Source organism: uncultured Granulicatella sp., assembly GCF_963515615.1.
Taxonomy (GTDB): domain Bacteria; phylum Bacillota; class Bacilli; order Lactobacillales; family Aerococcaceae; genus Granulicatella.
This window is the reverse complement of the sequence record NZ_CAUPZT010000007.1, coordinates 16,545-28,988: the sequence shown is the minus strand read 5'-3', so window position 1 is coordinate 28,988 and position 12,444 is coordinate 16,545. Positions and strand designations below refer to the sequence as shown.

The window sequence follows — 12,444 nt, the reverse complement described above, 5'->3', positions numbered from 1 at the left end:
ATGAAAGTGACAAATGCTGAATTTACGATTAGTGCGGTGGGACCTAATCAATATCCAACGGATCAAAAAGTGGAAATTGCTTTATCGGGTCGTTCGAATGTGGGAAAATCATCTTTTATTAATCGTTTAATTCAACGAAAAAGTTTAGCAAGAACTTCTAGTAAACCAGGTAAAACTCAGACATTAAACTTTTATCATATTAATGATTTGTTTTACTTTGTTGATGTTCCGGGTTATGGATACGCAAAAGTCTCAAAAAAAGAACGCGAAAAATGGGGGAAAATGATTGAAGAGTACATTACAACTCGTGAAAATCTTGAACTTGTTTTAATCCTCGTTGATTTCCGTCATGAACCTAGTACAGAAGATGTTCAAATGCGTGAGTTTTTAGAGTATTATGAAATTCCTTATCGAATTATTATGACGAAGTGTGACAAAATCCCTCGTGGTAAATGGAATAAACATGTCAGTCAAATTCGAAAAGCTTTTGGAAAACCACCGGAAGAGTTATTTTTAACATTTTCTTCTGAAACAGGAGAAGGGGTAGAAAAAGCTTGGGAATGGATTGAATCAATCGTATTAGATGAGGAGTGAATAGGTTGATTGGGTATAAGATAAATGATGTAGTTTCCTTTGAAGAAATATTTCCATTATATGAAGCAGTAGGATGGACGAATTATACGTCTAATCCAATAATGCTACAAAATGCATTAGAACATAGTTTGTTTATTCTTACAGCAAGAGATGAAGAAGGAAAGTTAATTGGATTTTTAAGAGCAGTAGGAGATGGGTATTCTATTCTCTATATTCAAGATATTATTGTACTTCCCGAATATCAAAGGCAGGGAATCGGTACACAATTACTTCGTCAAACACTGGAGTATTTTAATGAAGTGTATCAAATCATTTTAACAACGGATAGTGAAGTAAAAACAATTGCATTTTATGAAGCAAATGGATTTACCGCTTTTTCTAAATATGGGTGTACTTCTTTTATGGTTAACCCATTATTGCAAGCAAAGTAAAAGCAAGATTTTAGAAATTATGGTAAACTATTATCAAGAAATGAAGTTAAAGGATGGGGCATATGAAATTAACAATTGATGAAAAATCACAAGCATGGTTTGAAGAAGAAATGGGAGTTTCTAAAGAACGTGGTGTTCGCTTTTTAGGGAAAGTTTATGGATGCAGTCCAATTCATGAAGGTTTTTCTTTGGCAGTAGAAGTTGATTCACCAAATAATCCATTTGTTAGTGTGGAAAAAAATGGGATTACTTATTTTGTTGAAATAGGTGATGAATGGTTTTTCCAAGGTCACGATTTAGATATTGTGTTTGATGAAAAACTAAAAGAACCATCCTATAGCTATCGTGCCATTCAAACTGCATAATCAATCAATAGAGAAATTAAACTTCAAAAGTTAGGAACAGAATCTGACTTTTGAAGTTTTTTTGTTTATTTACTTAAAATCTTATAAAACATTGGACAAATAGAGCATAGTAAGATACAGTTATAGTTGACTGTACAAAGAAAGGAATGTAGAAATGACACAACCAGCTGTAACTTATCGTTTAATTAAAACAGAAAAACATACAGGTGCTCGTCTTGGAGAAATTATTACACCACATGGAACTTTTCCAACTCCAATGTTTATGCCTGTAGGAACACTTGCAACTGTAAAATCAATGTCTCCAGAAGAATTAGATGAAATGGGAGCAAATATTATTTTAAGTAACACATATCACTTATGGTTACGTCCAGGTGCGGATATTGTAGATGAAGCAGGAAAATTACATAATTTTATGAATTGGAAAAAAGGAATCTTAACAGATTCAGGAGGTTTCCAAGTATTCTCTTTAAGTGATATGAGAAGAATTGAAGAAGAGGGCGTACATTTTAGAAACCATTTAAATGGATCAAAATTATTCTTGTCTCCAGAAATTTCAATTGACGTACAAAATAAATTAGGGGCAGATATTATTATGAGTTTTGATGAATGTCCAGATTTCCATCATACTCATGATTACGTGAAAAACTCTATTGCTCGTACAACTAGATGGGCAGAACGTGGATTGAAAGCTCATAAATCTCCAGAAACTCAAGCTTTATTTGGAATTTTACAAGGGGCAGGATACAAGGATTTACGAATGGATCATGCTAAGGATATGATTTCACTTGATTTCCCAGGGTATTCGATTGGTGGATTGTCTGTAGGAGAAACAAAGCAAGAAATGAATGAAGTACTAGACTATGTAACACCACTGATTCCATCTCATAAACCACGTTACTTAATGGGAGTAGGTTCTCCTGACTCATTAATTGACGGAGTAATCCGTGGAGTCGATATGTTTGACTGTGTACTTCCAACACGTATTGCAAGAAATGGGACTTGTATGACGAGTGCCGGACGTCTGGTTGTTAAAAATGCGAAATATGAACGTGATTTCCGTCCAATCGATGAAAAATGTAATTGCTACACATGTCGTAATTATTCTCGTGCGTATATTCGTCATTTATTTAAAGCAGATGAAACATTTGGTTTACGTTTAACAAGTTACCATAATTTATATTTCTTATTGAACTTAATGAAACAAGTTCGTCAAGCGATTATGGATGATAATTTACTAGAATTTAGAGAAGCATTTTTCGAAGAATATGGATTTAATAAAGAAAATGCTCGTAATTTCTAGTATTCTTAGGAAAAATTTGATACAGTAGTAATACATTAAATGAAGGAGTGTTGAAAATGGCATTAATGTTACTTTATATTGTAGGTTTAGGAGCCCTTTGGTGGTTTATTGGTCGTAAAAATCGTGAGCGTAATAAAAAATTACAAGAGCAAATGAATGCTTTGAAAGCTGGGGATCATGTTGTTACGATCGGTGGGTTACATGGAGTTGTTCATTATATTGATACGGATGCACAAACTGTTGAAATCGATTGTGATGGTGTTTATTTAACTTTTGAACGTCGTGCGATTCATCATGTTGTTCCAACTGTTGGCGATAGTGGTTTAGCTGTTGCTGATGCGGAATAGTGGTTTTGTGTTGGTATGATGAATAAGCAAGAGGAATTATTGGAACAGTTTCGTCCTTGGTTAAGTTATAAAATTATTGAATTTATAACTCAGGGATATGAATCGATTTCTAGTTATGATATTGCCACTTATTTTGTGACGTATCGCTGGAAGAAGCAGAAGCCTGAAAATTTGTTTGAGCAAATTTATCAGTTGAATCAATTAACAATTAATGATTATTTTGATTATGAATCGATTATGGCTCAAACTTCAACGGAAATGACATTAGACACCATTGATTTGAGCGAATTGTTAGATTAGAAAATTTGCCGAAATTGACTTTTTAAGTAGTAAAGGACGCCAGCAGCTTCGCTATGCGAATCTCATGGCTAAACTTCGAGCCTTGGTCTCGAAGTTTCCTGCAATATAAGCCAAACTGGCTTATATTGCTTCTACTACTAAAAAAGTCAATTCTTTTATACGTTAGATTATGAATGTGCACTTATAAGTATAATAGCAAACGGATACTAGTAAACCTGCGATTTTATTTGCTATTATGATAAGTCTTTTCTTTTTTCTCAAATTTAGTAAGAAAGGGTGTGGGGTATGAAATATCAATTTAAAGCTTTAGAAGAATTTATAGAAGTTTTTAAACTAAAATGGAATCAATTATTGAATCAAAGAATAAATGAAGAAACACATCATCATGAACATAGTGAACATCATAGTCACAATCATGATTCTCACCATCATTCTCATGAACACAGTGAACATCATAGTCACAATCATGATTCTCATCATCATTTGCATGAACACGGTGACCACCACCACCATCATGATCATTGTGGTCATTGTTCTGGTCATCATCATCATGAAATTTCTTGGAAACGTTGGATTCTTGCTATTGGAATGTTTGTACTAGCATTGATGTTAGAAAAAAGTGTAGGTTGGATTGCAAATGCTTTATTCCTTTTAACCATTGCTTGTATTGGGAAAGAAGTCATTGTTGAAGGTATTATGGACACAATAGAGGAAACAAAGCATTTTAAAAAGTTTCGTCCTAATGTTCACTTACTAATGACACTTGCTGCACTAGGTGCAATTTTTATTGGGAAATTTGAAGAAGCAGCAATGCTAATTGTTATTTTTACGCTTGCCCATTCCCTTGAGGAATATGTAGAAAAGAAAAGTCGTAAAGATATGACTCACTTATTACAATTACAGCCAAAAGTAGCGTTGAAAAAAATGAATAACGGACACTTTGAAGAAGTAGATGCTTCTTCTTTAGAAGTTGGAGATATTATTCAAGTATTGAATGGAAGTCAAATTTCAGCAGATGGAATCATTATTGAAGGAATGTCCTCTATTAATCAAGCTTCTGTAACTGGAGAATCCATTCCAGTTGAAAAAGAAGTAGGAAGTGAAGTATTTGCTGGAACTTTAAATTTAACACAAACACTGCTCATTAAAGTTACTAAAACACAACATGACAGTGTACTTGGAAAGATTATTACTTTAGTACAAGAAGCTGGTCAATCATTAACTCGCACAGGTAGTTTCTTAAAGAAATGGGAACCTGTTTATGTCACAATTGTATTGGCTTTATTCCCAGTTGTATTAGCCATCGGAATTCTATTGTTAAAATGGGATTTCTTAACAGCTTTTTATCGTGGAATGGTTTATTTAATTGCCGTATCTCCATGTGCGCTAGCCGCTAGTGCTACACCAGTAACAGTAGCAGCTATTTCAACTTTGTCTAGAAAAGGCATCTTCATTAAATCTGGAGCTTCTTTAGAGAAAATGTCTGAAGTTGAAGTGATTGCTTTTGATAAAACTGGTACACTAACAAATGGTACACCTAAAGTTGTGGCAAAAGTGATGGATAAAGATCGTGAATTTGAATTATATTCTATTCTAGTATCTATGGAGAAAAAAGTGAATCATCCATTAGCCTTTGCAATCGTAGAATCTGGATTGGCTTATCGTACTTACTCATTATCTGTTACACCAAAAGTAGGAATTGGATTAGAAGCAACTTACAGAAATCATACGTATCGTATTGGAAAACCTTCTAGTTTTGCTACATTAGGAAAATATACAGAAATTGTTGAGCAGTGGATGAATGAAGGGAAAACAGTTGTCGTATTAAGTGAGGACCATTTAGTAGTCGGAGCAGTAGCGCTATTAGATACTCCAAAAGAAGAAGCAAAACAAGTGATTAATTATTTTAAACAAGAATATATTCAAACGATGCTTTTAACAGGAGATTCTATCCAAACAGCTGAGGCGATTGCAAAAGAACTAGAAGTGGATGAAGTAAGAGGTAATGTATTACCTGAAGAAAAAACAAACATCTTAAAAGAGTGGTCTATGAAATATCCGAGTATTGCAATGGTAGGAGATGGTATTAATGATGCTCCAGCATTAGTGAATGCAGAAGTTGGAATTGCAATGGGAAAAGGAACGGATGTTGCAATGGAATCAAGTGATATTGTATTGATGAATAGTCAATTAGATTCTTTAAAAACATTGCATCAGGTTTCCAAATTAATGATGACTGTTACAAAGCAAAATTTAATTTTTTCTTTATTGATTGTGATTATATTAGTGCTATTAAATTTTCTTGGTTGGAGTGATTTAACGCTTGGAGTTATTCTTCACGAAGGAAGTACAGTAGTAGTGCTATTACATGCATTAAGGTTAATTTTTACACCAATTGAATAAATGAAGTATTTCTCTTTCAAATTCTTAAAAATGAAGGTTGAAAGAGAAATTTTTTTTGCAAAAAAATGTTTGACATTCAAAGTATTATTTAGTATAGTTTGAATATCAAATGATTTGATATTCAAACTAATTAGGAGAAAGTAATGGAAACACCTCTAGAGAAAATTAATGAGTATTTGGTAGACGTCTTTAACCAAATGCTGGATATTGAAGAATCTTCATTGGCGCAAAGTCAATTTAAAGATTTATCTATTAAAGAAATGCATGCCATTGAAGCCATTGGTATGTACCATGAACTTACGACCACTGAAGTTGCCAATTCATTAAATGTAACTGTTGGGACGCTAACAGTAGCAGTTAATGCATTAGTGAAAAAAGGGTATGTTGTACGTTTAAAAGATGCAAAAGATCGACGTATTGTTAGATTAGGTTTAACAAGTAAAGGACGTCTTTTGTATCGATTACATCGCAAGTTTCATGAAAAACTAGTGAAGCGAACGATTCAAGGAATGAACGAGGAAGAAATGGCTATCTTAGTAAAAGGTCTTCATAATTTATATAACTTTTTACATGAAGCTAAAGCTGAAGTTCAAAAAGGAGAGATTTGATGTCCACTGTAAAAGTGATTCATACAAGTTCTTACCTACCAATTCATGAAATAAAAAATGCTGATTGGGAACTGCAATTAGATACTACAGATGAATGGATTCGAAAAAGAACTGGAATTCAAACTAGACGCTACGCTAAAGAATTAACAACAAGTGATTTAGCTATAAGAGCTGCTCAAAAGCTTTTAGAAGAGTCTAAAATACATCCAGATGAAATTGAATTTGTCATTGTAGCTACAATGACTCCTGACACTATGAGTCCTTCTTGTGCAGCAAAAGTTCAAGGAGCAATTGGAGCGAATCATGCATTTGCATTTGATATAAGTGCTGCTTGTGCAGGATTTGTATTTGCTTTATCCACAGCTATAAAGATGCTTTCAGCCGGAAATCACAAATATGGTATTGTGATTGGTGCTGAAACAATGTTATCTGTTTTAGACTGGAAGGATCGCTCAACTGCCATTCTTTTTGGGGATGGAGCGGGTGCAGTTTTATTAGAAAAATCTGATCAAACAAATGTATTCGTTGAAAGTTTACGTTCTGACGGTTTAAAAGGAGATGCTTTAGTTTGTGGTGAAAGAATGGAGCAACATACACTCTCCACAATGAAAATGGACGGTAGGGGAGTTTTTGAACTCGTTTCAAGGGAAGTTCCTAAAAATATTTCAGAAACTCTAGAAAAAGCTCATATGAGCGCTGATGAAGTAGATTTGTATATTCTTCATCAAGCAAATATTCGTTTAATCGAACAAGTTGCAAAAAAATTAAAACAACCAATCGATAAATTCCCAACAAATTTAGAACGAGTTGGTAATACTTCAGCAGCAAGTGTTCCGATTCTTCTTGATGAATTAGTTCAAAATCAATCGATTACAATTGGTAGTGGACAAAAGCTACTCTTAAGTGGCTTTGGTGGTGGTTTATCTTGGGGAAGTATCATCATAACAATTTAACTATTTGGAGGAAACAAACATGACATTCGAAAAAATTCAAGAAATTATTACAGAGCAATTAGGAAAAGAAAAAGAAGAAGTACAATTATCAACTAGCTTAAAAGATGAATTAGATGCTGATAGCTTAGATTTATTCCAAATCATTAATGATATTGAAGATGAATTTGATGTAAAAATTGATACAGAAGATGGATTAGAAACAGTAGAAGATTTAGTAAAATACGTTGATAGTCAATTAGCAGAAAAATAATAAGGAATGAGTTATATGGAATCAAAAATTTGTCAATTACTTGGTATCCAATATCCTATCATTCAAGGCGGAATGGCATGGGTTGCTAATCCGTCACTTGCAAGTGCAGTATCCAATGCAGGTGGACTAGGAATTATTGCATGTGGTCATGCTCCTGGTCCAGTTGTACAAGGATTCATTGATGAAATGAAGCAATTAACGGATAAACCATATGGTGTGAATATTATGTTATTAAGTCCGTTTGTTGATGAAGTTGTCGATGTAGTTTGCAAAGCAGGTGTAAAAGTTGTTTGTACTGGAGCTGGAAATCCTGGGAAATATATGGATAAATTTAAAGCGGCAGGTATTACTGTAATTCCAGTAGTGGCTTCTGTTGCTTTAGCAAAACGTATGGAAAAAGCTGGAGCTGATGCTGTTGTTATCGAAGGGATGGAAGCTGGAGGTCATATTGGTAAAACAACAACTATCGCATTATTACCTCAAGTTGTCGATGCTGTAACTATTCCAGTTATCGCTGCTGGTGGTATTGGAGATGGACGTGGAATGGCAGCTGCCTTTATGTTAGGGGCTGAAGCAGTACAATTAGGAACTAGATTCTTAGTTGCAAAAGAATCTACTGCACATGATAATTTTAAACAAGCAGTGATTAAAGCAAAAGATATTGATACTGTTATTACAGGTCAAATCACAGGACATCCAGTTCGTGTATTGCGAAATAAATTAACAAAAATTTATTTACAGGCAGAAAAAGAAGAAACTAGTAAAGAAAATCCTGATTTTGAGCGATTAGAAGAAATCGGAAAAGGAGCTTTAAGACGAATTGTTGTCGAAGGTGACACTCAAATGGGATCGATGATGGCAGGTCAAATTGCTGGTTTAATTCAAAAAGAAGAAACTTGTAAAGAAATTATTGATGAATTAATGGTTGAATCTCAAAAAACGATTCAAGAACAAATGAAACGTTTTGGATTCTAATTTTTTAAGGAAATTTTATTTTGAACTTCAAAATATAAGGAGTGCTTATGAAAACGGCTTTTATTTTCCCGGGACAAGGAAGTCAAAAACCTCAAATGGGGTTAGAATTTCTAGAAAATCCTAAGGGTCAGAATTTATTAGAACAAACACAAAAGGTATTAGATTTTTCAGTATTAGAACTATTAGAAGATGAACATTCTACAAAACTTCACGAAACAAAGTATACACAGCCATTATTATTATTTGTTTCTAAGCTTATTTTACAATTTCTTGAAGAAGAAGGATTTCATCCAGATATCGTTGCCGGTCTATCTCTTGGGGAATATAGTGCATTAATGGCAAGTGGTGCATTAAGTTATGAATCAGCATTGAAGCTTGTTTCAAAACGAGGAGAATGGATGCAAGAGGCAGCTAATCAAAATGCTGGTACAATGGCTGCTATTTTGGGATTAGAAGATGAAGTCATTGAAAAGGTATGTAAAGAATTACAACAACAAGGATTATTAGTATCGCCTGCAAATTATAATACACCAGGGCAACTAGTAATCGGTGGAAAAAAGGATGCTGTTGAAATAGCAGTAGAAATATTAAAAGAACAAGGGGCAAAACGTGCCGTCCTTCTTCCAGTAAGTGGAGCTTTTCATACAGAATTAATGACTCCAGCAGCAGAAAAATTTAGTGACTTTGTACAAACAATTCCGTTTCAAACACCAAGTATTTCAGTATTAAGTAATGTAACTGGAGTACCACATTCCGTTCCAATTGAAGTAGAGATATTAACACAACAAATCACTCATTCAGTTAAATGGAAACAAAATGTTGAATGGATGTTAGAACAAGGAATTCGAGTGTTTGTAGAAATTGGACCTGGAAAAAGTTTATCTCAAATGATTAAACAAATTGCCAAAAGTCATTCAATCGAAGTAACTGTACTTCAAACGGAATCAATCAAACAATTGAATCAAACAGTACAAGAATTACGTAGAATGAAAGAGGAGAGTATATGAAATTTATCGATAAGACAGTCGTTGTAACTGGAAGTAGAAGAGGAATTGGATTAGGCATTGCATTAGCTTTTGCAAAAGAAGGAGCTAATATTGTACTCAATGCAACTTCAGAAATTAGTCAAGAAATATTAGATTTATTTACTCCATATCCTGGAGAAGTACTAACTGTTGTTGGTGATATTTCAAAATTTGAAGTTGCAGAAAATTTAGTCGAACAAACGATTGAAAAGTTTTCAAAAATTGATGTATTAGTCAATAATGCTGGGATTACACGTGATGGATTAGTGTTAAAAATGAAAGAAGAAGATTTTGATGATGTCATTGATATTAATTTAAAAGGATGTTTTAATCTCATTCGTTTTGCTAGTCCATACATGGTACGTCAAAAATCAGGAAGTATTATTAATATGACAAGTATTGTTGGTGTTTCTGGTAATGCTGGTCAAGTTAATTATGCTGCAAGTAAAGCAGGGATTATTGGCCTAACAAAATCAGTAGCTAAAGAAATTGGATCAAGAGGTATTACGGTCAATGCAATTGCACCTGGCTATATTGATACTGAAATGACACAAGCACTTCCAGAAAAAATTCGTAAGGAATGGGAAAAACAAATTCCAATGCGTAAATTTGGAACAGTAGAAGATATTGCTGAAGCTTGTTTGTATTTAGCAGAACAGAAATATATGACAGGACAAGTACTACAAATTAACGGTGGTTTATACATGTAAAGGAGGAAAATCATGAATCGAGTTGTCATTACAGGAATGGGGGCTATTACGCCATTAGGAAATGATGTTGCCAGTTACTGGGATGGATTGAAAAATGGTAAGAATGGGATAGATTTCATTACAAAATTTGATACGAAAGATATTGATGTTCATGTAGCAGCAGAAGTAAAAGGGTTTGATCCTACTTTATATATGGACCGTAAAGAAGCAAAACGTATGGATTTATTTTGCCAATATGGAATTGCTGCAGCGTTACAAGCCGTTGAAAATAGTGGGATTACAACAGAAAATACAGACTTTGATCGTTTTGGAGTAATTGTTGGTTCTGGTATTGGAGGTCTTCCAACGATGGAACAACAAATTATTAAAATGCATGAAAAAGGTCCTACAAGAGTTGCACCATTATTTGTACCAATGACAATTGGAAATATGGTTGCTGGAAATATTTCAATGAAAACTGGAGCTAGAGGAATTTGTTCTTCAATTGTAACAGCATGTGCAAGTGGAAGTCATGCGATTGGAGAAGCATTTAGAAATATTAAACATGGATATTCTGATGTGATTTTAGCTGGTGGTTCAGAAGCAACGATTTGTGAAATTGGTATTGCTGGATTTGCTGCTTTAACAGCATTAAGTAATAGTCAGGATCCAAATGCAGCTTCTATCCCATTTGATAAAAACCGTAATGGTTTTGTAATGGGAGAAGGAGCAGGAGTTGTTGTATTAGAAAGTTTAGAACATGCTCAAAAGAGAGGCGCAACGATTTATGCTGAAATCGTTGGTTATGGAGCAACAGCTGATGCTTATCATATGACAGCACCTACTCCAGATGGTAGTGGTGCAGGAAAAGCTATTTTACATGCTTTGGATGAAGCGCAATTATCTCCAAGTGATGTAGATTATATTAATGCTCATGGAACAAGTACTCCTGCAAATGATTCTTCTGAAGTAACAGCGATTCGCTATGCTTTAAAAGATGCAGCAGATCATGTACATGTTTCAAGTACAAAATCAATGACAGGACATTTATTAGGTGCAGCAGGAGCTATTGAAGCGATTGCTTGTATCAAAGCAGTTGGAGAAGACTTTATTCCGCCAACTATTAATGTAAAAGAACAAGATGAAGCATGTTCTGTAAATGTTACAGCTCAAACGGGGATAGCAAAGGAAGTAAATGTTGCCATTAGTAATTCACTAGGATTTGGTGGACATAATGCAGTATTATGCTTTAAAAAGTGGAAAGGGTAATGTATGAATATAGAGGATTTAAAAGCCATTGTTTCATTATTCGATAGTTCAAGTTTAATGGAATTACATTTACAACAAGAGGGAGTAGATCTTCAACTTTCTAAACGTGAAAATTATCCAGTAAGTGGTTCTAAAAAAGTTACTGAAGCTATTGAAGAGAAGCCGGCGGCAGTAGTACCTACAAAAGAAATTGTTTCTGAAACGGTAGTTGCGAAAGCTCCGGAAGTTCAAGAAACAGTTGCAAAAGAAGATTTACAGTATATTAAAAGTCCAATTGTGGGGATTGTGTATTTAGCACCTTCTCCAGATGATCCTACTTTTGTACAAGTACAAGATAAAGTTCAAGTTGGACAACCAGTATGTATTATCGAAGCTATGAAAATTATGAATGAAATTACTGCAGATTTTTCAGGTGAAGTAGTTGAAATACTTGTTGAAAATGGACAAATGGTAGATTATGGGCAAGAATTATTTGCTTTAAAGAAAATTTAGGAGGTTCATCATGAGTGTAATGACAGTAACAGATGTAATGAAATTAATTCCAAATCGTTTTCCGATTTTATATATTGACCGAGTTGAAGAATTAATTCCAGGTGAGCACGTAGTGGCTACTAAAAATGTAACGTATAATGAGCATGTTTTTCAAGGACATTTCCCAGGAGAACCTGTATTACCAGGAGTTTTAATTGTGGAAGCTCTAGCACAAGCTGGATCAATTCCATTATTATCATTAGAAAGTTTTAAAGGAAAAACAGCTTATTTAGGCGGATTAAATCACGTAAAATTTAGAAAAAAAGTAACACCGGGTGATGTTTTAACACTTCAAGTGGACATTCTTAAGCTAAAAGAATATGCAGGAATTGGTAAAGCAAAAGCCTTTGTAGATGGTAAAGTTGTTTGTGAAGCGGAGTTAACCTTTATTATTGGTAGGTAAG

The 12,444-nt window shown here is 34.0% G+C and carries 16 protein-coding genes; all 16 read left to right on the top strand.

The genetic code is table 11. The features are described 5' to 3' along the window. Positions 1-594, top strand: coding sequence for a ribosome biogenesis GTP-binding protein YihA/YsxC (yihA, locus tag RYL55_RS02430; RefSeq protein ID WP_314111832.1), 594 nt, complete (start codon positions 1-3; stop codon positions 592-594). Positions 595-599: 5 nt separating this feature from the next. Continuing rightward, positions 600-1,025: a GNAT family N-acetyltransferase gene (locus RYL55_RS02425; protein ID WP_315006953.1), complete on the top strand. Its 426-nt coding sequence runs from the start codon at positions 600-602 to the stop codon at positions 1,023-1,025. A 62-nt stretch (positions 1,026-1,087) separates the two neighbouring features. Then, entirely contained in the window at positions 1,088-1,390 is a 303-nt protein-coding gene (locus RYL55_RS02420) for an iron-sulfur cluster biosynthesis protein (RefSeq protein WP_314111828.1), read from the top strand. 154 nt (positions 1,391-1,544) lie between these two features. Beyond that, a complete protein-coding gene (gene tgt / locus RYL55_RS02415) occupies positions 1,545-2,690 on the top strand; it encodes a tRNA guanosine(34) transglycosylase Tgt (protein WP_227931275.1) in 1,146 nt (381 codons plus the stop codon). A 56-nt stretch (positions 2,691-2,746) separates the two neighbouring features. Next, entirely contained in the window at positions 2,747-3,037 is a 291-nt protein-coding gene (yajC, locus tag RYL55_RS02410; protein ID WP_315006950.1) for a preprotein translocase subunit YajC, read from the top strand. Between the two features lie 15 nt (positions 3,038-3,052). Beyond that, on the top strand, positions 3,053-3,337 hold the full coding sequence (locus RYL55_RS02405; RefSeq protein WP_315006948.1) for a post-transcriptional regulator: 285 nt from the start codon (positions 3,053-3,055) through the stop codon (positions 3,335-3,337). A gap of 285 nt (positions 3,338-3,622) precedes the next feature. After that, positions 3,623-5,740 carry a heavy metal translocating P-type ATPase gene (locus RYL55_RS02400; RefSeq protein ID WP_315006946.1) on the top strand — a complete coding sequence of 706 codons (2,118 nt, stop codon included), beginning with the start codon at positions 3,623-3,625 and terminating at the stop codon, positions 5,738-5,740. A 143-nt stretch (positions 5,741-5,883) separates the two neighbouring features. Then, a complete protein-coding gene (locus RYL55_RS02395) occupies positions 5,884-6,348 on the top strand; it encodes a MarR family transcriptional regulator (RefSeq protein WP_315006944.1) in 465 nt (154 codons plus the stop codon). Next, a complete protein-coding gene (locus tag RYL55_RS02390) occupies positions 6,348-7,301 on the top strand; it encodes a beta-ketoacyl-ACP synthase III (RefSeq protein WP_315006942.1) in 954 nt (317 codons plus the stop codon). The genes RYL55_RS02395 and RYL55_RS02390 overlap by 1 nt, the downstream gene beginning before the upstream one ends. Before the next feature lie 19 nt (positions 7,302-7,320). Beyond that, a complete protein-coding gene (locus RYL55_RS02385; RefSeq protein ID WP_314111816.1) occupies positions 7,321-7,551 on the top strand; it encodes an acyl carrier protein in 231 nt (76 codons plus the stop codon). A gap of 15 nt (positions 7,552-7,566) precedes the next feature. Then, positions 7,567-8,526 (top strand): enoyl-[acyl-carrier-protein] reductase FabK, encoded by a 960-nt coding sequence (gene fabK, locus RYL55_RS02380; RefSeq protein WP_315006939.1) that lies wholly within the window; start codon positions 7,567-7,569, stop codon positions 8,524-8,526. A gap of 47 nt (positions 8,527-8,573) precedes the next feature. Continuing rightward, positions 8,574-9,533 (top strand): ACP S-malonyltransferase, encoded by a 960-nt coding sequence (gene fabD, locus RYL55_RS02375; RefSeq protein WP_315006938.1) that lies wholly within the window; start codon positions 8,574-8,576, stop codon positions 9,531-9,533. Further along, entirely contained in the window at positions 9,530-10,261 is a 732-nt protein-coding gene (gene fabG, locus RYL55_RS02370) for a 3-oxoacyl-[acyl-carrier-protein] reductase (RefSeq protein WP_315006936.1), read from the top strand. Before fabD ends, fabG begins: the two co-directional genes overlap by 4 nt. A 12-nt stretch (positions 10,262-10,273) precedes the next feature. Continuing rightward, positions 10,274-11,509, top strand: coding sequence for a beta-ketoacyl-ACP synthase II (gene fabF, locus RYL55_RS02365; RefSeq protein WP_315006934.1), 1,236 nt, complete (start codon positions 10,274-10,276; stop codon positions 11,507-11,509). A gap of 3 nt (positions 11,510-11,512) precedes the next feature. Further along, positions 11,513-12,001, top strand: coding sequence for an acetyl-CoA carboxylase biotin carboxyl carrier protein (gene accB, locus RYL55_RS02360; RefSeq protein ID WP_315006933.1), 489 nt, complete (start codon positions 11,513-11,515; stop codon positions 11,999-12,001). Positions 12,002-12,011: 10 nt separating this feature from the next. Next, on the top strand, positions 12,012-12,443 hold the full coding sequence (gene fabZ / locus RYL55_RS02355) for a 3-hydroxyacyl-ACP dehydratase FabZ (protein ID WP_006702538.1): 432 nt from the start codon (positions 12,012-12,014) through the stop codon (positions 12,441-12,443). Position 12,444 lies beyond the last annotated feature (1 nt).